Genomic DNA, 22,295 nt, shown 5'->3' with positions numbered 1-22,295 from the left:
TGGGCTCTTAAACCAATTCCTTGATGGCTTCTATGACCTTTTCATAATCCGGATGCTGACTGGCTGCGGGCACATATTCCACATAACGGATCACCTTGTTCTTGTCAATGACAGTGACACCTCTAGCAAGCAGGCGAACGTCCTCAATAGCAAAACCGTACGCGTTTCCGAAAGACAGCGTTCTATGATCTGAGACTACCTCTATGCGGTCGATGCCATGTGTGCCGCAGAAGCGTTTTTGTGCAAAAGGCAAATCGCAGCTAATGGTCACAATGGCCACATCTTCAGACAATTCGCTGGCTTCCTCATTGAATTTGGTAGTCTGAAACTCACAGACGCCGGTGTCAAGGGACGGTACGCAGCTGATGACGACGACCTTCCCTTCGGTCTCCTTAAAAAATTCATAATTGGACAAGTCTCTCTTGATCGCTGTAAAATCCTTTGCTGCCTGACCAACCTCAACAGGTGTGCCTGCCAATTTTTCACTCTTGCCTGCAAATACAAATTCCATTACGATATCCTCCTATGCTGTTCGATGATACTTGATTAAATTCCCATTTTGTTTGTTTTTAAACAGTAATGGGTAAAAGAATATTGCTGACGCAATTTAAAGTGCTATAACATTACACAACGAGGTGATTAAATGCGAATCAATATTTTGATTGGTGGTTCCGCAGGACATGGGATCAATACCATTGACCAGTTTTTGACCCGACTATTGACTAAAAAGGGCTTCCATTTCCATTCCTACAAGGACTATATGTCCAGAATTCGGGGCGGCACCAACTTTACCCACGTGACACTTTCAGATCATCCCGTTCACTGTCATGATGATGCGCTCGACGTCATAGTCGCATTGACTTCAGAAATCATAAAAGAGCATTATGACAGAATGACGGACAACGGATTGATTATTTGTGATGCTGATGTGGTATTGCCAGAGCCATGTCGTCACCAGGTCACACGTCTGAATTTTAAGGATATCTTAAAAGAAACCGGAAATGCCAAAGGGTATTCCATGGTGGCTTTGGGGGCGATTGTCAAAGCCATCGGCTTGGAGGAAAGCACTCTGAATCATCTTGTGGACAAGCGCTGGACAGAGGCAATCATAGATGCCAACACCAAGACCGCCCGAAAGGCATACGAGGCGACGCACTGCATTTTAACCTCTATACCCAAAACCAATGAGGATCACCTCGTCATGTCTGGCAATCAGGCAGTTGCACTCGGTGCTCTGGCCGCTGGTGTCGGGTTTTATTCCGCCTATCCTATGGCACCCTCCACAGGTGTCATGAGCTATCTGACACAGTATGAAACCCGTTATCCTTTAGTCGTAGAACAAGCTGAAGACGAAATTGCTGCTATCAACAGCATTATAGGCGCAGCATCGAATGGTCTGCGCAGCATGACCTCCACCAGCGGCGGCGGCTTCTCGCTTATGGTGGAAGGCCTGGGTTTCGCAGCTGTCGCTGAAGTACCTGTGGTCATGCTGGATGTCCAGCGGCCTGGTCCTGCTACCGGAATGGCGACGAGAACCGAGCAAAGCGACCTCAATTTTGTACTAGATGCCTCTCAAGGCGAATTTCCCAGAATCATCCTAAGCTTCAATTCTATTGAGGACGCTTTCTATAAAACCTTTAGAGCTTTTAACCTCTCTGATAAATATAGGGTCCCTGTCATTCTTCTTTCAGATCAATATCTTGCTGACTCAACTTCTACGGTCAGGGAACCAGATTTGAAGGCCCTGAAAATTGATCTTCACCTCGTTAAAGAAGTCAGAGAAGACTATCGCCATCACGATCTTAGAACTTTGGTTCAAGACAGAGCCGTCCCTGGGATGACCTCACAGATCGTGATGCATGACAGCCACGAACACGACGAAAATGGCGGCGTTACAGAAAGCGCCAGCAACAGAGTGGCTATGAATGAGAGACGAATGTCTAAGCTCAATGAAATTATCAAAGAAATGGAAGAGCCACGACTGATTGGTGATCCCAAAGCCAAAGACATTTTGATTTGCTGGGGCTCTACAGCCGGAGTTGTTGAGGCCGCTGTCGAGCATCTCACAATGCAAGGCAGATCCATTGGCGCTTTGATATTCGGAGATCTTTACCCATTGCCGGTTAAGACGCTTACAACCCTTATTGAGAGGGGTGCCCGCCTCATCAACGTTGAGGGAAACTACCAGGGCCAACTCAGACAATTGATCTCCAGAGAGCTTGCCTATCCTATTCATCACTCCATCTTGAAATATGATGGAAGACAATTCAGCCCAGGGTATATCCTGAAGGCTTATGAGGAGCTGATTCAAAAGTGAAGACTTCCCCATTTGACAATCACAAAGAAAATACCTGGTGTCCGGGGTGTGGAAATTTTGGAATCCTCAGCAGCATGAAAGCCGCCTTTGAAGAACTGGGCCTCGCTCCGGAAGATCTCCTGATCGTCTCAGGCATCGGACAAGCCGCAAAACTTCCTCATTATATCCATGCGAACGGATTCAACGGACTTCACGGCAGAGCATTGCCTGCAGCCTTTGGGGCGCACGTGGCCAATTCCAAACTGAAACTGGTCGTCAATACAGGAGATGGCGACGCGCTGGCTGAAGGCGGCAATCACTTCATTCATGCAATACGAAAAAATATGGATATCACCCATTTAATCCATGACAATCAAGTTTATGGCTTGACTAAAGGTCAGGCTGCACCAACAACACCCCTCGGACAGAAGACGACCCTGCAGATTGAAGGCGTGAGAGTTGATCCCCTTAATCCTGTCACATTAGCAATTTCCCTTGGCTGTTCCTTTGTTGCCAGAGCAAATGCAGGCGATCAACCCTTTATGAAAGAAATTTTAAAGGCTGCCTTAAATCATAGAGGCTATGCGCTTATAGACATACTTCAGCCTTGCGTCACATTCAACAAGGTCAACACTTATCAGTGGTACAAAGACCGTGTTTATGCTGTTCCAGAGTCTTATGATCCCTATGATAAAGTCGCCGCATTCGCCGAATCTCTGAAGTGGGGGGATGATGGAATCCCAGTCGGCATACTATATAAAGAGGATAAGCCCGCTTATTACGACCGTCTAGACCATATTAAAACCGACCATCTTGCAGCAGCGGAACGAAAACCCACGGATATCCAGCCACTGCTTAATCAACTGAAATTCTAAAAGTGATCAAATTGTCCATAGAATCAAAAGGACAGCCGCAACTCGAAACTTGAGTTTGGCTGTCCTTTTATTGCGATTATACGAATGACTTTCATGGGCATCTTTCTCTAATCTGATTATGTGATGAACACTCTACTGCAGTCCTCGAAAACTAAGCCGCAAATTATCATGAGCAATCAGAGCTGCAGCACCCAAAGCTGGTGTAAAGCGGTACATACCACCCTCACCCACATAGACACGATTCAAATTTCTGTGCGCGCTTAATTTGTTTAAGGATTTGTTGATTTCACGGTTCATGATGCTATTGGCGTTGTACATACCGGTAATCAACACCATCTCCGGATTGATGGCATTGATTACATAGGAAAGTACAGTCCCAATGTAGCCTCCAGTTTCACGGATGACCGAAAGGCTCAACCGGTCGCCCTGGACCGCATAATCATAGATCTGTTTGGCAGTAACCGCTGTCAGATCCCCCTTCAAATCCTCAACAAGTTTGGAGGTACTGCCTTCTTTTAGTTTGATCAAAAAACGCTCTTCAATCCCAATAGTGGATGCAACAGCATTAAAGCATCCTGTTTTTCCGCATTTACATTTAATGCTCCGGTTACTGACCCGGACATGTGCAATATTCCCTGCGCCCTGATTGAAGCCCTTAACTATGGCATCCTGATAATAGTAGGCAGAGGTGATCTGCTCTCCTATGTCCAGAACAAAGAAGCTGAAGGCTTCCTTAGCTTTACCGTAAAGTTTTTCACTGACTGCAACGGCATTGGATTTTGTTTCAATGCGAATGGTTTCACAACCAAGTGGTTGAATACGGTCTTGCCATTCCTGTTTACGAATCAGAACGTTGCTGCCCAGCAAGAAGCTGTCCTGAGCATAGGGTTCAGCTTCGACAGCGATCCCAATACCAAGGCATCGTCGGTTTGAAAGATGGCGCATCATTTCCAGAATGACACGGATGACATTATCTAGAATTCTGCTTCCCGAACGGTCCCCGAACAAGGATAAATCATCCTCTGTCAGGATTCCGCCGCTCAGCGTCATCCCACAGGAAGAGATCCCGTATTTGGAAACATAGATTCCAATCATGTAATGTTGTTTTTCATTCAAAGTAAGTACTGTGGGAGGTCTGCCCCCAGTTGACTCACCAGTTCCCTTTTCATCAATCAGACCGTCAGATTTTAAGGTTTCAGATAAAATAGAAATTGTCGCGGGTGACAGGCCTGAATATCTGGCTATATCTGATTTGGAAATTTCCCCGAACTTCTGAATGATTTGCAGAATTGTCAATCGATTGACCCACTTAATCTGATCTTGTGTCAACGGCAATATGATTTCCAAGTTATCCCCCACTTTATTTAGCGACTAAAATAAGTTGTTAATAAGAAGATAACATAAAGTAGTTAAGTCGGCAACCTCTTCCCACCAAAAGGATGTGGCGTTAATCTCAGAAAATGTAAAAAGGCTGCCGCTGCGCCGCGACAACCTCTGTAAATTTTTAGTTTTAAAAATGTCAGGATTTGTATAATGTTTGATTTCTCGAATTCGCTATTTATTCAATTTCTTTAAAATTTACATCCTCTGCAGCACTGTATTCCGAACGGTCTACCCCTATATCCCCTGTTGCCTCTGCAAATTGATCCGCAGATCTCTTTCCGGACTCAGCGGTTTCACTGGCATTATAGCTGCCACTGGCTCCGAAAGGCCCAAAATTCGAACCAGTGTTTGTTTGTTGCCACTCCGCTTCGGCCTGATGCATGGCTTTAAGATATTGACTTTTTCTCCAATAATGCCTCACAATAAGCAAAGCCAGAATTGCCAAACCTATTGGCGTCCCGAGCAAAAAACTGCCAGCTGCAAAAATCAGCCAAAACACGACAAAAACAATGGTCAAAATTATGAGCAGCCCTGTAAATCCCGAATATGATTGGTACATGGTTTTCACTCCCTTGAAGCCATTGTAATATGGTAATCATGCCGATTCAATAAAAAAAGCATTAAGTTTTAAAAAAGATCGCATGACAATCATGCGATCTTCCTTAAGAACTATGAAATCAATAGGATGCATTGCTGTCTTCATTCAGGACAATGGCCACTGAAGCACTTGCACCAATCCTGTTTGCACCGGCACCAATCATTTCCAGTGCGATTTCCCTGCTTCTGATTCCACCGGATGCTTTGACGCCCATCTGAGAACCCACAACACTTCTCATAAGCTCGATATCCTCCGCAGTTGCACCACCTGAGCTGAAACCGGTAGAGGTCTTGACAAAATGGGCGCCGGCTGCTCTAGACAGGTTGCATGCAAGGATTTTCTCTTCCCTGGTCAAGAGGCAAGTTTCCAAAATGACCTTTAGAATCGCCTTTCCTTCAAGCGCTGCGACTACGCCTTCAATATCCTGCCTGACAATGTCATCATCCCCATTTTTCAGTGCAGCAATATTGATCACCATGTCTATTTCACTTGCGCCATCCGCAATCGCTTGGCGGGTTTCAGCAGCTTTGACGGCAGTTACACTGGCGCCAAGCGGAAAACCTATGACTGAGCACACTTTTACAGCAGAACCCTTTAATGCCTCAGCCACCGCTGAGACATAATAGGGATTGACACAGACAGACCAGAAGCCGTGGGTTTTCGCTTCTTCGCAGACCTGCATAACTTGTTCACGTGTTGCATCCGCTTTTAAAATCGTGTGATCAATGTAGCCAGCAAGATTCACGGTCAGCCCTCCTTATTATTACATTCCAAAAATAACTATGCTTCACAAAATAGATTTAAGCCTGGTTTTTGCAAGCAGGTTTATCAAACATCAGTAATCATAATTCTGAACCGATCCACTAGAGGACGAGCAGTTTGTCTCCGTTTTTGATGCCTGCAGCGTTGCCCTCATCAATATCCAGGTGCATTTCGAGCGCATAAGTCTTATGAACTCTAACCAGCACGTTGTCAAAAATTAAACCACGCTTGCCCTCAACTTTAACAGATACGATATCTTTGTCCTGTACGCCAAATTGCTCAGCATCACTTGTATGCATGTGAATATGACGTGCTGCAGCTATGATGCCCTTATCAATAACCACTTCGCCTTTTGGACCCACGATCTTAGCGCCTGGGCTGTCAGCCAGGTCACTTGAATCTCTGACCGGTGGTACAACGCCAAGCGTAAATCCATCTGCCAGTGAAACTTCAATTTGAGTTTCGTTTCTTGCAGGTCCCAGGACACGCATTGTAAATGATCCCTTAGGGCCTACGACTTCGATCTTCTCATGACAAGCAAATTGGCCAGGCTGTGAAAGATCTTTGAAGACAGTCAACTCATAGCCTTCACCGAAAAGAATGTCAATATGCGCTTTGCTCAAATGGACGTGACGGTTTGATAATCCTACTGGTACATATCCTTTAGACATTAATAAACCTCCTATTTTGTATACACTATACATAACATTATCATGGATGTTGTCTATTTTGTCAAATCTGAATGCGGCTGCTTATTATACTTCATTTTGGGCGGATCCGAGGATAGAAATGGCAAACTCCGCACCTGCGGCTAAGATCTCTCCATGTCGTTCCTGCCGTTCCATTACTTGCTTTTCATCCGTCCCCTCAATAAAAACAAAGGCTTCGAAAGAGGCTCTTATTGATTTAAAGAATAACTCCGCGACAAGCCTTGCACCGTCACTTTCATTTTTTCTCTGAAAGGCACCTGCAGTCACAAGAAGCAAGCCCATTTTAGGCTTAAAAAAGACCTGTTCTTTCAGCATAAATTTTCTGGTCCATTTCACTTGAAAACGGTCGATCATTGTTTTCATCAAAGCGCTCACTGAATTGAAATAAAATGGTGTTGCCAGTATAATCCCCTCCGCCTCATCCACCGACTTCAGAATGAGATCCATGTCGTCCCTGAAAATACAGCGTCCAGTTTCTGCACACTGATAGCAGCCTGTGCAGGGATGGATATTCATTTTTCTCAGATCAAAGCGCTCCAATTCGAAACGGTTGAGGTTCATGCCTGATAAAAGCAGGTCCAGTGCCTGATCCGTGTTTTTTCCAGGTCTTGGACCGCCAAATATTACGACGAGCTTTGGCTTCACTTTGAATAGACCTCTGGTTTCAGCGTCGCTACAAATGGCAAATTGCGATACTTTTCAGCATAATCGATGCCATAACCAACAATAAATTCATCCGGAATGACAAAGCCGGTATAATCGACTTTTATGTCTGCTTTGCGTCTCTCAGGTTTGTCCAGAAGTGAGATAATAGACAGACTGGCAGGTTTGCGGGCAGAAAAATTGTCATAAAGATACTTCAGCGTTAACCCGGTATCAATTATATCCTCTACAATCATAACGTGCTTGCCCTCAATACTGTAATCCAAGTCTTTGACGATCCGAACGACGCCGGAGCTTTCCGTTGAGCTGCCATAGCTGCTGGCGGCAATAAAGTCGATCTGGATTGGCACGCTCACCGCTCGCATCAAATCGCTCATGAATACATTTGCGCCTTTCAAGACGCCAATCATTAACAGCTCTTTGCCTTTATAGCTTTCAGAGATTTCTTGTCCAAGCTCCTGCACTCTCGCATCAAGCGCTTCCTTGCTGATTAGAATTTCTTTAATATCACGATTCAAAGGATCACCTCATTTTAATTTGATGGGTTGTACTGATATTATAACCTGTGCATGGCGAAAGTACCACACTGGCGCTTCGAAATCCAGAAATAGCGCGGTTGTTTAATCAAATAGTCTGATCATTATCATGGTGAGTCCACAAGTAAACCATTGGAATAATAATCAGAGTCAACAGTGTGGAAACCATAAGTCCTGACATCAGTGCTGCCGACATAGGTACAAACAAGGCGCTTCCGGAAAGTGCCAGCGGAACCAGGCCTATGACTGTTGTGATTGTAGTCAGCATTATTGGACGGAATCTTTTTTCGACGGCATCAACACATGCAGTCTTCACGGATTTACCCTCTGACCGCTCAACATTGATGAAGTCGATCAGTACAATCGCGTTGTTGACGACAATGCCCAGCAAACTCACAATTCCAAGCATTGCTACAAAGGAAAGGTCAAATCCAAGGAAATATAGCCCTAAGAAAGATCCAATCGCGGACAGCGGTATGGTGAGGAGAATTATCAGCGGCTGCGTGAAGGATCTGAACTGAAACAGCAGAACAGAATAAACCAGCATCACCGCGAGAACGGCTGAAGAGCCAATATTTCCAAAGTTCTCGACAATCTTTTCATTCTCCCCGTCAAACTTAAAAGCTATCCCAGGATAATCCGCTGGATCAATCTTTTCAACAATGGCCTTTTGAATGTCCACCGCATTATAACCAGGTGCTATGTCTGACATGACAACAGTCGCCAAATCACCCTTGTAGGATTTGATGACAGCATATTCGCTGGCCAAAGCGATCTCTGAAACAGATTCTAAAGGTACTTTCAGATCAGATGCTGCAGCTTTGATTTTAAAATTTCTTAGATCATCCAGACTGGCCACATTACTTTTCAGTACGATCTTATAATCCCCATCATCAAGGCGAACGGTTGTCGCTGCCTGACCTCTGAGCGCCAGACTGATCTCACTTTGAAGGTCATATTGAGTCATACCCAGGCTGCCAGCGAGCTCCAGATCCGGTTTAACCACATACTCAAAAACGCGGTTTTCAAAATCAGTGTCAACTTTTGCCGTGCCCTCCACCTGAGATATCAACTTTTGAAGCTTTTCGGCAGCCTCTCCCAGCTGATCCAAATCACTCCCCAACAGTCTGAGCTGCACCGGTGCCCCAATAGGCTCCGCCTGTTCCAATAATTTTACTGATACTCGTCCCCCCGTCACGACCCGGTCCAATTTTTGCTGAAGCTCTGCTGCGTAAGTTTCCAGCGTCATTCCGCTATCTTCTGACGCCATTGCCTCCAGATCCATTCTTAGCATCATTTGCGCTTTGTCATTTGAGTTAGGGACTATTGGCAGCGTATTGTAGAACTTTGGAAGACCGCCCCCCACAGCAGTCGTATTGGAAAGGATCAGCGGCTCAGCACTTAATATCTGATTCACATCCTTGACGAGCGCTTCTGTTGTTTCTATTGAAGATGCATTTTCTGAGCGCACGTCAATATATATTTTATCCGTATCTGCATAAGGGAAAAATTTCAAATTTAACGAGAGTCCGGCATAGATTGTGAATCCCAGCGTTGCCAGAACCAGAATCAAGGTAAGTACTCTGAATCTGAAAGCCGCCAGCAGTGCCCTTTCAAAAAACAACCTGATCACGCCTTTTCCCCTGCCAGATGTCTTGGACGGACCCAGAAACATATAAGCAAGCGGCGGTATGATCAATATAGCGACCAAATAGGACACTGACAAGGAAATCATGATGATGCTCGGCAGACTGGCAATGTATTCGCCAGCAATTGAAGGCAGCAACATAAAAGGCAAGAATGCGCCGATAGTCGTAAGTGTCGACGTCAGCACCGGAACCGCAACCTCTCTTGCCCCACTAACGCATGCTTCAGCACGATCCAATCCCACATCGAGTTTTACCTGAATGGAGTCAATGATCACAATAGCATTGTCCACAAGCATCCCCAGCGCCACAATCAAAGCAGCAATTGAAATCTGGTGCAGTTCAATGCCCAGATACCCCATAAAAATGAACGAGATCATTATTGAGGCTGGAATAGCGGTCGAAACGATCAAGGCATTTTTAAAACCCATTCCAAGAAGCACAACCACCAAAACAAAAACGACACCCTGCAGCAGATTCAGCATAAAGTCATTGACAGACCGTCTTACATTTTCTGGCTGATCGAGAACACGCTCAATCTTGAGATCGTTAGGAAGCGTTTCTTGAAAACGACTTATGACCCGATCGACCTCTTCACCAACCAAGACGACATTTTCATTCTTTTGAAAATAGCCAGCCAGCAGAATCGCATTTTCACCATTCTGAAGAATCTTATAAGATGAATCCGCATCTTGAAAAGAAACCTCCGCAATTTCACGGAGAAAAATTATTTGACCTGAACTTGGAGAAACACCTACGACCAGGGAACGAATTTGATCAAGATTGGCTAAACGGCCGGAGGTCCTTAAATTGACACTTGTGCCATGCTGCTCAATTTGACCTGAAGGAATTTCTATGTTTTGTGCTTGAAGCATTCCAAAGAGATCTCTCATGGAGATCCCTAATGTATTTAGCTTCTGGTAATTCACCTCAACGACGATTTCGCGTTCCTGTTTTCCCATTATTTCGAACCGCTTCACGCCCTGGATGCTCTTTAGCTCATCTTTTAGCTGAATTGCCAGATCATTGAGTTCATTATAAGTATAGTTTTCACCTGACAGCGTAACCATTAATCCCGCTGTTTCCACGAGATCCGTATTGGTCTGAATCGCTTGACATTCAGGTGGAAGTTCCGACTGTAGGACATCCATTCTGTCTTCCAGATCGTTCCATGCCGCCTGGACCTCAGTGCCGTAAATCAATCTTAGAAATGTGACGGACGCACTGTTGAAGGAATAGGTGTAGGCATAGTCATAACCTTCAATTTCTTCAAGCTCACTGACTATCTTTGAGGTTACACGATCTTCCACTTCTGAGGGTGACGCACCAGGATAGATGACTGAGATCATTGCGACGGGCGCATTGATCTCAGGATACTCTTGTCTTGGACTAATATAAAAGTTGTAAGCGCCGGCCGCAATAAGGAGCACCAGCAGAAAAAGAGTAATTTTTCTGTTCAGGATTGCAGCGTCTATCCATCTTCTCATCTCAGTCACCTCGTGACGCTGACGATTTCAACATCATCCAGCGGATTCACAAGCTTCATGCCTTTTACTATGACCTGGTCACCATCATCAAGGCCTTCAACGTACAGCTCGTTGTTCTGTACCGCCCGGATGACAACGTTTTTCTTAATTGCCCGACCTTCCTGCACGATATAAACAAAATCATTTTCCCCGGATAGCACAATATCAATTGGGAGCTTGACTGCTTTGATTTCACCTTGGCGCACGAAGATTTCTGCCATGGCTCCAATCAGATAATTCCCAGACGGCAGTGTCACTTCAATCTCATAAGTTTGGGTCGCAGGATCAGGAAGCTTTCCGATGTTTGAGATTGATGCATCGAAAGTCTGATTGTCATAGACAACTTCCACTTCGCGCTCAAATTCGCCTTTCATCAAAGTCTCGGATGACATGCCAAATATAGCAGTCACCGTTTGACCCTCCAACATCAGAACTGGATAACCTGCTGATACCAGGTCACCCTTTTCATAAAACACTTCGAAAACGACGCCGCTTCTAGGCGCATAAAGCTTGGTATCCTTTAAATAGCTATTGCTCAGGCTTAAGCCCGCTTTTGCTTGCTGTACCTGTGCTTCAGCCGCTTTAAGTTCAGCTTTTGTCACTGAAACCTGCAGCTCAACGCCCTCCAGCTCCGCTTTGGAAATAGCGCCTTGATCATAGAGCGCTTTAAAATCCTCCAAGGTTTTTTCAAGGTGTTCCAGAGAAATCCGGGCTTTTGATGCTGCCTCTTCAGCAGCTTTAATCCCTGCTGCACTGCTGCTGACACCGCTGCTTTGAGCCTGATCGTCCAGTCTTGCCAACAATTGGCCTTTCTTAACTGGATCTCCTGTTTTCACAGTTAATTCCGCAATTTTACCTGAAGACATAAAGCTAAGCGAGTCAGCAGACTCTGCACTGATACGACCATTATACATCTGCTTGAGTACATGGTTTTCCAAATGAACTTCAACCACTTCAACGGGCTGTTTTACGGGTTCAGAACTTGATATTTCAATCTTATTGCACGCAGTACCCATCAACCCCATCAGGAGGGTCAGCAACAATGGAACGATTCTTGGCTTTAACATGCCAACATCCCTTCTTTCTCTTACTAAGGCTGAAAAATTTTATTTATTTAGCCGCCCGAGGACTTCTCAATGAAATTAGTCAAAACGGGTCACCAGATCTCTGAAATAAAAATCAATAATCATTCTAAGCTCATTTTCTACGGCATCTCTCTTAAATGTTGCTGTTCTGGCCACAAGATCATTTATGGCTTCAACTATGCCTTTTGAAATCAAGCGGCCCAGCGCTTTAAGATTTTGAACTGAGTTCCGACTGGCAATGGTTTCAAGAACATACTTTTCCAGTACTGAGAAAATTAATCCGGACAACTCATTCATGGCATCAGAAAAAACCGTACCCTCAGACCCATTGAACAGAATCAGAATTTCGTCACGGTACGATTCAATACCAGTGGCGATCTCGTGGACGAACTGCTCCCGAAATCTTATATAATCTTCTGTGGGTAAAGGCATATCCTCATGGATTTGTACGGATTCAAGAAGTGATTTCAATACCAGGTAAGCAGGCGTGACCACTTCTTCAAATAACGACTGTTTTGAGCTGAAATACCTGTATATATTTCCAACAGTGATCTCAGAGCTTTCTGCAACTATTCTCATAGACGCTTGCGCGTAGCCCCTTTTAAGAAATTCCGCCCGGGCAGAAGACACTATGCGACTCCTAACTTGCTCTTTTAAGACTTGCATATGATAAACCCCTGTTCATTTTTAATTAAATTATACCCTCAAAATGACATTTCAACAACTAGGGATTGACTTTCATCATATACTTATGAGTACTCTATTCTCCACGTAAAAAGTCCGTCCCTCAGAAGCGCATTCTTTGTTGCAAGGCGCGATGCTGAAAACGGACTGAATAATGTTATTACATTCTTTCAAACAAACAGGATCTCCTGCTCAGACAGCCTGAGGCGGTCGTTCCCTTTCAACTTATACAACGTTTGACTGTCCAGTCTTTGCTCATTTAGATAGGTGCCGTTCAAAGAGTCAAGATCCTTCAAAAAATATCCTTGATCCATGTGGTGCACTTCCGCGTGAAGTCTGCCGATGGTTATGTCATCATCAATAATCACATCACAAAGTACCGTGTTCCTACCAATTCGCGTTATTGGCTTTGAAAGTTCAAAAATCTTGCAGGCTTGTTGATTTTGAAGAACGAGTTTACCCTGCAGCTTCTCCTGCTCAGATAAGAGTGTCGTGCCTTCAAATTCAGGTCTGTACATTGACAGCTTACTATGTGATGCCGCATTGTGTCGAATTGGATCATGGCTTTCTTCGCCTATTTCATATATTGGAAAAACAGTCGAATCTGGCATTGATTTTTCTGCACCTTTGCAAAATCTCTTAAAATACTCGATCAGCCCACTGCTTCTTCGATTGGAGTTTTTGATCTTTGATTTCGCGTTTAGATGAATATGGTCTCCCTTCATAACCATTGATTTTTGCGCTGACCGGTCACCAATACGTTGATTGGAGGCATCATAGGCTGAATTGCCAACATGTTTAGATCTATTTAAGTTAGGATAAAAGGTGGCATGGTCCGGAGTTTCTGTTTCAAACGGAACAGAGCTTGAAGCAAACCAGTGACGAATAACATTTAACAGGGCAGTCTGTCGCTCGTACCTATGAACCGTCGATTCACACAATGACTTAAACTGCTCAATGCCTTCAGGTTTCAAACTTAAAGCAGCGATAGGCACTAAACTGTTCAAGAGCTGCTGCCACTTCTCTTCAAAGCTTGGTTCAGTAGTGCGTGTCGGCTTATAAATCAATTCAATACGTTTATTACCTGTGTGATAGCAGATCTGTGAAGGTGATATCAAGAAATGATCCAGTCTCAGGTAGTGTTTCGCTGACTGAGTTAAGACATTGACGGTTTCTTCCAGTATTGATAGTAAGTCATAATAATCAACCGCCGTTCTGCGAAGCCACTGTTCGAGTGTCATATGACTGTGAAACGTATAAACCAATTGAACATCATCATCCTTTTCCCGTAGTAATGGAATCAGATAGGGCCGCTCCGGATAATGGGTCAGGACATTAAACTCAAACATATTGATGTTCGGTAATGTAATTCCTAATCTGTAAATTCTCTCCTGCCCTTCAAAACCCATCTGTTGCATCATAGGTAAATGCCTTCCAAACTCAACTGAGTTTGAATAGTGATAGTTTCCGTATCAATATTATCCAGAATACTTGTCATAATTTCAGTGATCTGGGTTCTGAACAACAGAGCCAGACCTATAAGTACAACCACGAGAACAACGAGTTCGACTGTCCCCAAACCACGAGTATTCATAACAGCATAACGAAGTTTTTCAAAAATCTTTTTCATGTGTTTATCCCTCCCAAAATAATTGGACTGATCAGCAACAGCATCAAGACGCCAAATTGAAGCAGTGCAGGCATCATCAATCCTAATTGCCCTTTTACCTGACTTGCAGCTTCTGCCTGCTCCGCGATCATATTACAGTCTATCATCCAGTCATGAAGCAACGCGATGAGATCTGATTCTGATTTTCTTTCGCCATACAGGCAGCACCTCGCCCAACTTTTAGTGCCTGAATGATTAAAGGTTAGAAGCCTAAGTAATGCCGATTCATAGTCTCCTCCATGCTTCAGTCTAACTCGGAGTTCATGCCAAACAGGAAATGTTACCCAGTTTAAACTTTCGGTTTCCATGGCCAATACAAGTGCTTTCCTAAGACTATGTCCACTTTGAATGAGCAACCCAAATCGATAAGTCATTGAAAACAAAGCTCTGTCCAGTTGTCTGCTTCTGGCCTCCTTTCGTTCGATCAACCCTTTAAAAATGATCAGCGGTGTCGAAAGCAATCCCAATAGTACGCACAACACTGAAGTTATCAAAGTCAGGGATAATGCCTGACGCACCCCCAGAAGCAACACAAAAAATGCAGGCATCAACAAACCTGCTTCTTTCATCAAACTTGTTCTTTCTATTCTTATGCCATAGTTGGCGTATGTTTTTGTCATTTCGTGCCATTTAAGTAATGCCCGATGAACATGCCGCGTTACAAACGACATATTGATTTAAATCAACCCCTTGGTCTTCAGTTGAATCAATCTGGTTCGTTCAAATAAAACAGTTCCTCCTTCCAGCGCCAGCGCTGCTGCCATCACCAGCATTCTGCCACTGGCTGTTGTGTAAAGCATACTCAAATAGTCGGCATAAGTAGCATTGAGCAATAGCAGCACTAGAAGCGGCATTTTCGATGTCAGCCTGTACTCCAGAACCCGATCCGTCATTTTTCGTATGAGCTCTTGTTTTTGTACAATGTGTCCTCCAATCCAAACCGATGACCTCTTTAAAACCATTGTCATATCGTGGCCGCAGCTTTCTGCATAAAGGAGTTGTTGTGATAGGTCTGCCGCTTCCTCAACTTCAAATTGCCTAGCCAGTCGAGCGAGGCCTGCTGTCAGGGGGGTTCCCAACTGCATCAATCGGCTTAGTTTTTTGAGTTCAAGGGCGAGGTGTTCACAATTGGTGGAAAACTCATCAACGGTTTGGTCAAAAGCGCTTTGAAGTGACTTACCCGTCGACGTTGACGAAGCAATTAAAGAGAGAAAACGCGCAAAATCAGACAGGAACTCATCTTTTGTTTGAACAGCTGCCATTTGTGCCTGATAATTCAATGTCGGAAGCTTGATAAATAACACAAAAGGAAAGTAAATGGGATGATCAAATAAAATCCACGTGGAAAGGATGGTATCGATTGCAAATATAAGCCACAATCGGATCCGTCGTAGGGATGGGGTCGCATAGTACCATACCGGCTGGATCAAACTAAAGTATTTCAGCATAGCTCGACACTTGATCGAAGACGTCAGTCTTCAACACTCGGCAGCCTTCTGCGATCACTGTTTCAAAATTGAGCCTGCCTTGACGATATCCCAGTACCTGAATGACTTCTTGAATTCTTCTTGAGCCATCTGCGTCTTTTTTCAAATGAATGACCCAGTGAATGCCTGATCCAATTTGCCGCCGAATCCCTTCAGCTGTTCCGTGACTTGCCATCAACGCCATGGCCTCTATTCGGTCAAGCATATCAGCGCCAGAATTTGAGTGACCTGTCGACATAGAGCCGTCATGCCCAGTGTTAAGCGCCTGCAGCATATCCAAAGCTTCAGCTCCCCTGATCTCACCAACGACCATACGATCCGGCCGCATTCTAAGCGCTGTACGAATCAGATCTGACATGGTTACTTCCAGAGCTTCGCCTGCGGCAGACGGACGCGTTTCAAGGCGTACAAGATTATCAATACTGTTCAAATTGAGTTCAGCGCTGTCTTCGATTGAGATAACCCTCTCTCCTTTTGGTATACAGCGGCTCAAGCAATTCAGGAGCGTTGTCTTTCCGGAACTTGTACCTCCGCTGATCATTAAATTCTGCCTGGATTTTACCGCACCCACCAGAAATGACAGAACGCGCTCATCCATCATTCCTCTGCTTTTTAATGCCTCCAATGTCAACAGATCTTTTCTGAACTTTCTAATGGTCATATAGGGTCCATCCAATCCGACGGGCTGCATAACGACATTCAGCCTGGCACCATCTCTCAGTCTCGCGTCGACAATGGGATCTCTGAAATTGACGCGTCGATCAACCTCGGATACCATTTTCTGAATTAACTGACGCAGCCTTTCGTCCGATATCGAAAGATTCAGGCATTCCATGGTATTTTTTCTCTCAATAAAAATTTTTGATGGACCATTAACCATGATTTCGGTCACCTCAGGGATCTTTTAAATATGAATCCAGAAAATCATAACCCCGAATGCGCCAAAGCCAATTTTGAGCTAAACTGATCTTCTCTATTGTGCTCAAGCAGCTTAGAGAGTCGTTGTTTCTTACAAACGCTTCAATTTTGTGTTTCAAATCACCTGCAACTTCAAGATTCTCACTCAACACAGTCGCCAATTCTGCGCAAAGTGAATCGTACAGCAGATCCTCCTGCTCCCCTAACAGATAAATTATCGCCGACCCCCTGCCACAATATTGCCAACGCAATCTGTCAAGTTTTCAAACTGTCCATCAAATACACCTTCCATGTGTACGGCAGATGGATGATGGCTTCCCCTGTTAGAGATCAAATAGGCACCTATACCTAGTTGTCGGCTTTTAATCATGTCAGTCCATGCCACAGCGGGTTCCACTTCTCTTGGATGGTCACAGATCCAAATGATACTTTTCACTAAAGGGATGAGTTTTATAAGGATTTCTCTATAGTCCGCTCCACACCAGAACCACATTGAGTGAGGCATACCCTTGATTGCATTTGTCATCTTTTCCTGCCACTCCGGCAAGGAAAGTGCACTGATATCCTGAGGCCTGCGACACAGACTGTAGCAGCCGCCTTCCCTGAAAACTGCATCTTCCCCTTCCCATAACCATTCCGACAAAGCGTCGTCGACTTTTCCAGAAATATTTGCAATAGTTGTCAAATCGATGATAGCAGCTAATGGATTCAGATGGTGAAGCTGTGCTTTTAATTCTTCAAAAGCCTGACGCTGCTGATAACAAGACTGAAATGAAAATATGAAGTGAAGTCCTCCTGATTCACCCATAGCTTTAATTGAACCCATTTGTCTCTGAACCGCCCTGTTAAACGCATCAATAGGCTCATAAACTGAGAACTCGTTTTCGGCTGAAATGAAGTCCTCTGTCAATACAATGGTTTTGACGTCATTTCCCAGCGCGGCGTTTTCCAGAGCAGTACGGGGCCCTGCGGCAACACCTGAAAAATCTTCAGCTTGTACCGCGATACGCCAGAGGCTTTCCTCTGAGAACAGTCTGATCCGCCAAGAAATTAATCCGGATGATAGACAAGCCCTCTCTATTGCAGCAAGATAATCTTCCTCTGGGTAGTAAAGGCATACCACCATGTGTCCACTCCTTTCAGTAGTCATTGATTTTATATTACCATAATTTGTTATTTCGTCAACCATATATTTCCTTTATTGTTATAAATTAAAAGAAGCTGTTGTCACGGCGTCTTAAATGACCGCCAAAACAACAGCTTCCTAAAGTGGTTTATATTATTTTTTTCCTTTTTTTTGCGCTCTCAGACGTTCTTTTTCAGCCAAATGGCGCTTGTATCTCGATTCAGAAATATACCAGGTAGCAGTACCGAATAATACTCCACCGATGGCAAAAAAGAAAACAGCCGCACCCAATTGAAGCAGGATCTCAGATGTAAATTTAAATTTCAACGATACGCCAAGAAGCAGAACATAGATCAGACTGGTCATCAGGGTCCAAGTGATCAAACCTTGTTTGATGACATAATGACGCATCCCCTTTTGCCGCATGACAGCCCATCTTTCCATAGCCAATGATTCACGTTCTGCGCGGCGCGCCTGGTTTTCCCGTGCCCTTGACTGGGCACGCCTTGCTTTCTTTTCCTCCAGCGTTAGGTCCACTTTTTTCTCTCCTGCCATATGCTCCCCCATACTTTCAATAAATTTCTAAAACACACCTTCTGCGATCAAGTCGCGATCCGGCAAATCAGACGCGTAATCAGCCATTTTGATAGTGACATGATCCGCGAGTTCAAGGGTTGTATCAAACCAAACAGTGATTCCCTCAGTTTCAATAGCTTCAAACAATTCTGCTTCACCTTGACGCAATCCTCCGACCCTGACCAGGGTCAAATCGTGAATAGCTCAGCAGCTGCCTTCAGTTGTTCTGTATACGACCAGCTCCTTCTTGCCCGTGGTCTTTAGAAATGAAAGAGCTTGAGGATGAAATTCAATCACAAGGCTCACCTCCTGTCCTCATTATACACTTAAGTTCCCGGAAACGCTTCAGTAAAAATGTCCAATAAAGCGAATCGATGACTATGCACGTTTAAAATATAAACAAAAAGAAAATTGGAGGCAACATATAGTCGTGGCTTTCGACTTACGATGCACCAATTTCCTTTTCATTATTAATTAGATAGGATAGACATTTTGTTCGCTGTCGACCAAGGTATTGTCTATGCTATATTTCTCAGCCATGCGAAGCTTGAAGAAATCCAAGGCAACTTGAGGGAATAGGACGTAGGTCAATACATCTTCCGGACTTTCCATATACATGCCAATTTCCTTTTCTTTGGCTTCCAAAACAGGTTCAAGCAAATCCGCCGGTCTACAGGTAATCACGTCTTCATTCCCTATGATCTTACGGATGATCTCATCCTTAATAGGTACTGCCGGTCTGCCATACATGCCTTTGACATAGGCTTTGACCTCATTGGGCACCATTTTATAGCGCTCTCCGGTGATGACATTCAAAACAGCCTGAGTACCAATGATCTGGCTCGTCGGTGTCACCAGCGGCGGATAACCCAAATCCTCTCTGACACGAGGAACTTCTTTCAAAACATCATTATATTTATCAAGTGCATTTTGAAGCTTCAGCTGTGACACAAGATTGGACAACATGCCTCCTGGCACCTGGTAAACTAAAGTATTAATGTCCATGCCTAAAATTTTGGGATCCATAAGTCCTGTTTCTAGTGCTTTTTCGCGCATAGGTGCAAAGTGTTCCGCAACGTCATTCAGGATCTTGAGATCAAGACCCGTCTTGCGTTCAGTTTCATTCAGCATGGCGACCATAGCCTCCGTCGCAGGTTGAGATGTGCCGAGAGCAAATGGTGAGATTGCAGTATCAATTATATCAACACCTGCTTCGATGGCCTTCATGTACGTCATATCCGCCAAACCGCTTGTACAGTGGGAATGGACTTCAATAGGCACATTTACGCTGTTTTTCAGACCCTTGACGAGGTCGAAAGCCGTGTAGGGTGTTAGAAGCCCGCTCATATCCTTGATACAAATGGAATCTGCGCCCATAGACACCATATCCTTAGCCAAAACTATAAAGGACTCTATGGTGTGTACAGGTGAAACCGTAAATGATATTGCTGCTTGTGCATGAGCGCCTTCCGCTTTCGTGGCGCGGATCGCCGTTTCGATATTTCTCAAATCATTGAGCGCATCAAAAGTTCGTATGATGTCAATGCCGTTATACACGGCAAGTTTTACAAACTCTTTGACAACATCATCCGGGTAATTTTTATAGCCCAGCAGGTTCTGACCTCGAAGCAACATTTGAAGCTTCGTGTTTTTAACGTGCTTTCGAATCAGTCTCAAGCGGTCCCAAGGATTCTCGTTAAGGAATCGAAGAGAGGCGTCAAAGGTAGCGCCGCCCCAAACTTCCATGGCGTGATAGCCTACAGAATCCATTTTTTCAAGTATGGGCTCCATTTCACTTGTTTTCATGCGCGTCGCTATGAGGGATTGATGTCCGTCTCGCAATACAGTTTCAGTTATTTTAACGGGGGTCATAACATTATTGCCTCCTCAACAAAATCAAAAACACTCTTCTACTAGATATTATCACCCGATTTGCCTAATGTACATTTGATTTGAAAAGTGATAATATAGTGATGACTTTTATTAATTAGGTAATTTCAAATATTCCTTCGTTTTTTAAGGAGGCACAACATGGACTCAACTGACATTAAAATTCTTGAAATTTTGCAGACTGACGGCCGCATTTCTATGAAGGAACTCGGCAATCTCGTCGCACTGTCCCCACCAGCTGTCAGCGAACGGGTCAAACGCCTTGAAGAGTCTGGTATTATTCAAGGTTATGCCGCAGTCGTCGATCCTAAACTGTTGGGAAAGCGCGTTTTCGCGATCATTAATGTTCAAATGATGGTCAATCAGCACAAGGCATTTCTGCATCTCGTAAAGAACGATCCTGCAATTGTAGAATGTCATCATTTGACTGGTGAAGACTGCATGACAATCAAAGTATTTCTCTCTGACACCATTGAGCTCGAAAAATTGCTGGATCGCATTCAACAATTAGGCAACACCCGGACTACCATTGTATTGTCCAGTCCGCTTGATCGAAAACCAATCTTGCCCTAGGAGCGTCGCAAATTCATGAAAAGAAATCACATCATCCTTTTGGCCTTGATTTTTGTCTCAGCCATTGCGGTAAATCTTTTCTATTATCTAAACCGCACCGTGACGCTTCAATTTTATGCTCACCCTGACAAACTTGGGGTCATGGAGGAAGTCATTGCCGCCTTTGAGAAAGAAAACCCACGTATTGAAATCAACTATGTTCAGCTTCCGGATGACACAAATGACAAATACGAAATAATCAGCAATAAGTTGTCTACTCAGCAAGACGCCATAGATGTCTTTGATGCGGATGTTACCTGGCCGTCAATATTTGTAAAATCCGAATGGGTAGCAGACTTGGATCCCTATTTTAGTAATGATGAGCTTCAGGGATACCTAAGCAGTGCCATTGATGCAGCTACCGTGGACGGAATACTCTATGGCATTCCTTACAGAATTGATTCTGGTGTCTTGTTTTACAGAAAAGATCTATTGGAAAAGTATGACTTCCAGGTGCCTAAAACCTACAAAGAGATGAGCGAAACGGCTTTGGCCATAAAAGACAAGGAACCAGGATTAAATGGCTTTGCCGCGTCGTGGAAAAATTTTGAAGGTTTAACCTGCAGCTTCTTTGAAATTCTCTGGTCAGGCGGTTATGACATAGATACCGCTCAAACACCATATCGCTTTGAAGCTCAAGGTGTGAAAGAAACACTTACCCTCATGCAATCCATGATCTACACAGATAAGATTGTTTTGACTGATGCCTTGAATTATTCAAGTGGTGATCTTCGGGCTGCCTTTATTGAAGGTAACCTGATCTTCATGCGAGATTGGCCAACGGGTTGGCGCAAACTGTCTGAGACCCCGGAGCTGAAAGATAAAATCGCAGTCGCACCTCTTCCCAGCTTGAAGTCCGGGCACGACTCCTATGGCGCATTTGGCGGTTGGATGTACATGGTATCCAAAGACTCCAAACACAAGAAAGAAGCCGTCGAATGGATCAAATTCCTGACAACTTACGAAAATGAAAAGCTCATGAATTTGAAGTATAATTACATTCCATCCAGAGTCGCACTGTACTCGGATGAAGAAGTCCTGGAACGTATGCCCTTTCTGGATGACATGGTTGACTATTTTAACCAGTCCAAACCAAGACCAAAGGTAGCGAATTACGACGAGCTTTCTCTTCTGCTCCAGGCACAGGTGCATCTGACGCTTCAAAACGGACAGACGCCGGACGAAGCCATATTGATGCTGAATCAGCTTTTGCCAAGACTGCTTTATTAACAGCCAAGTGAAGAGGAATAAGA

Annotated in this window: 23 protein-coding genes; 4 read left to right on the top strand and 19 right to left on the bottom strand. The window is 44.3% G+C overall.

Translation table 11 applies throughout. The annotated features are described in order from the left end of the window. Window positions 1-7: 7 nt before the first annotated feature. Window positions 8-511 (bottom strand): thiol peroxidase, encoded by a 504-nt coding sequence (gene tpx / locus AC4PHM_RS03060; protein WP_492019423.1) that lies wholly within the window; start codon window positions 509-511, stop codon window positions 8-10. 132 nt (window positions 512-643) lie between these two features. Here tpx and AC4PHM_RS03055 point away from each other — a divergent pair, with 132 nt between their 5' ends. Continuing rightward, window positions 644-2,317 (top strand): 2-oxoacid:acceptor oxidoreductase subunit alpha, encoded by a 1,674-nt coding sequence (locus AC4PHM_RS03055; protein WP_492019422.1) that lies wholly within the window; start codon window positions 644-646, stop codon window positions 2,315-2,317. Further along, a complete protein-coding gene (locus AC4PHM_RS03050) occupies window positions 2,314-3,171 on the top strand; it encodes a thiamine pyrophosphate-dependent enzyme (RefSeq protein WP_492019421.1) in 858 nt (285 codons plus the stop codon). The genes AC4PHM_RS03055 and AC4PHM_RS03050 overlap by 4 nt, the downstream gene beginning before the upstream one ends. 132 nt (window positions 3,172-3,303) lie before the next feature. Here AC4PHM_RS03050 and AC4PHM_RS03045 read toward each other — a convergent pair whose 3' ends face one another. From AC4PHM_RS03045 to AC4PHM_RS02960, 18 genes are all read right to left on the bottom strand, one after another. Beyond that, window positions 3,304-4,518 (bottom strand): ROK family transcriptional regulator, encoded by a 1,215-nt coding sequence (locus tag AC4PHM_RS03045; protein ID WP_492019420.1) that lies wholly within the window; start codon window positions 4,516-4,518, stop codon window positions 3,304-3,306. A 211-nt stretch (window positions 4,519-4,729) separates the two neighbouring features. Beyond that, window positions 4,730-5,113, bottom strand: a complete 384-nt coding sequence (locus tag AC4PHM_RS03040) for a hypothetical protein (RefSeq protein WP_492019419.1) — start codon at window positions 5,111-5,113, stop codon at window positions 4,730-4,732. Between the two features lie 118 nt (window positions 5,114-5,231). After that, window positions 5,232-5,897: a deoxyribose-phosphate aldolase gene (deoC, locus tag AC4PHM_RS03035; protein ID WP_492019418.1), complete on the bottom strand. Its 666-nt coding sequence runs from the start codon at window positions 5,895-5,897 to the stop codon at window positions 5,232-5,234. Between the two features lie 118 nt (window positions 5,898-6,015). Then, entirely contained in the window at window positions 6,016-6,585 is a 570-nt protein-coding gene (locus tag AC4PHM_RS03030) for a phosphate propanoyltransferase (RefSeq protein ID WP_492019417.1), read from the bottom strand. Between the two features lie 84 nt (window positions 6,586-6,669). Beyond that, a complete protein-coding gene (locus AC4PHM_RS03025; protein WP_492019416.1) occupies window positions 6,670-7,269 on the bottom strand; it encodes a flavodoxin family protein in 600 nt (199 codons plus the stop codon). Beyond that, window positions 7,266-7,805 (bottom strand): hypoxanthine phosphoribosyltransferase, encoded by a 540-nt coding sequence (gene hpt / locus AC4PHM_RS03020; protein ID WP_492019415.1) that lies wholly within the window; start codon window positions 7,803-7,805, stop codon window positions 7,266-7,268. Before hpt ends, AC4PHM_RS03025 begins: the two co-directional genes overlap by 4 nt. 106 nt (window positions 7,806-7,911) lie before the next feature. Beyond that, window positions 7,912-10,956, bottom strand: a complete 3,045-nt coding sequence (locus AC4PHM_RS03015) for an efflux RND transporter permease subunit (RefSeq protein WP_492019414.1) — start codon at window positions 10,954-10,956, stop codon at window positions 7,912-7,914. A gap of 5 nt (window positions 10,957-10,961) precedes the next feature. After that, window positions 10,962-12,062: an efflux RND transporter periplasmic adaptor subunit gene (locus AC4PHM_RS03010; RefSeq protein WP_492019413.1), complete on the bottom strand. Its 1,101-nt coding sequence runs from the start codon at window positions 12,060-12,062 to the stop codon at window positions 10,962-10,964. A gap of 75 nt (window positions 12,063-12,137) precedes the next feature. Continuing rightward, a complete protein-coding gene (locus AC4PHM_RS03005; RefSeq protein ID WP_492019412.1) occupies window positions 12,138-12,746 on the bottom strand; it encodes a TetR/AcrR family transcriptional regulator in 609 nt (202 codons plus the stop codon). 188 nt (window positions 12,747-12,934) lie between these two features. Next, window positions 12,935-14,185 carry an FHA domain-containing protein gene (locus tag AC4PHM_RS03000; RefSeq protein WP_492019411.1) on the bottom strand — a complete coding sequence of 417 codons (1,251 nt, stop codon included), beginning with the start codon at window positions 14,183-14,185 and terminating at the stop codon, window positions 12,935-12,937. After that, window positions 14,182-14,394, bottom strand: a complete 213-nt coding sequence (locus AC4PHM_RS02995) for a Flp1 family type IVb pilin (RefSeq protein WP_492019410.1) — start codon at window positions 14,392-14,394, stop codon at window positions 14,182-14,184. Before AC4PHM_RS02995 ends, AC4PHM_RS03000 begins: the two co-directional genes overlap by 4 nt. Beyond that, window positions 14,391-15,104: a hypothetical protein gene (locus AC4PHM_RS02990; RefSeq protein WP_492019409.1), complete on the bottom strand. Its 714-nt coding sequence runs from the start codon at window positions 15,102-15,104 to the stop codon at window positions 14,391-14,393. The genes AC4PHM_RS02995 and AC4PHM_RS02990 overlap by 4 nt, the downstream gene beginning before the upstream one ends. Before the next feature lie 6 nt (window positions 15,105-15,110). Beyond that, window positions 15,111-15,881, bottom strand: a complete 771-nt coding sequence (locus AC4PHM_RS02985) for a type II secretion system F family protein (RefSeq protein ID WP_492019408.1) — start codon at window positions 15,879-15,881, stop codon at window positions 15,111-15,113. Continuing rightward, a complete protein-coding gene (locus AC4PHM_RS02980; RefSeq protein WP_492019407.1) occupies window positions 15,865-16,800 on the bottom strand; it encodes a TadA family conjugal transfer-associated ATPase in 936 nt (311 codons plus the stop codon). The genes AC4PHM_RS02985 and AC4PHM_RS02980 overlap by 17 nt, the downstream gene beginning before the upstream one ends. Window positions 16,801-17,052: 252 nt before the next feature. Then, window positions 17,053-18,027, bottom strand: a complete 975-nt coding sequence (locus tag AC4PHM_RS02975; protein ID WP_492019406.1) for a hypothetical protein — start codon at window positions 18,025-18,027, stop codon at window positions 17,053-17,055. 90 nt (window positions 18,028-18,117) lie between these two features. Then, window positions 18,118-18,519, bottom strand: coding sequence for a hypothetical protein (locus AC4PHM_RS02970; RefSeq protein ID WP_492019405.1), 402 nt, complete (start codon window positions 18,517-18,519; stop codon window positions 18,118-18,120). A 27-nt stretch (window positions 18,520-18,546) separates the two neighbouring features. Next, window positions 18,547-18,687 (bottom strand): hypothetical protein, encoded by a 141-nt coding sequence (locus AC4PHM_RS02965; RefSeq protein ID WP_492019404.1) that lies wholly within the window; start codon window positions 18,685-18,687, stop codon window positions 18,547-18,549. Between the two features lie 327 nt (window positions 18,688-19,014). Next, window positions 19,015-20,412, bottom strand: a complete 1,398-nt coding sequence (locus tag AC4PHM_RS02960; protein WP_492019403.1) for an oxaloacetate decarboxylase subunit alpha — start codon at window positions 20,410-20,412, stop codon at window positions 19,015-19,017. Between the two features lie 159 nt (window positions 20,413-20,571). Here AC4PHM_RS02960 and AC4PHM_RS02955 point away from each other — a divergent pair, with 159 nt between their 5' ends. Beyond that, window positions 20,572-21,003 carry an Lrp/AsnC family transcriptional regulator gene (locus AC4PHM_RS02955; protein ID WP_291401217.1) on the top strand — a complete coding sequence of 144 codons (432 nt, stop codon included), beginning with the start codon at window positions 20,572-20,574 and terminating at the stop codon, window positions 21,001-21,003. 15 nt (window positions 21,004-21,018) lie between these two features. Further along, window positions 21,019-22,272 carry an ABC transporter substrate-binding protein gene (locus tag AC4PHM_RS02950; RefSeq protein WP_492019402.1) on the top strand — a complete coding sequence of 418 codons (1,254 nt, stop codon included), beginning with the start codon at window positions 21,019-21,021 and terminating at the stop codon, window positions 22,270-22,272. Window positions 22,273-22,295: the final 23 nt, after the last annotated feature.

The organism is Acidaminobacter sp. QWL-03 (genome assembly GCF_058683855.1).
This window is presented reverse-complemented; position numbering and strand designations above follow the sequence as displayed.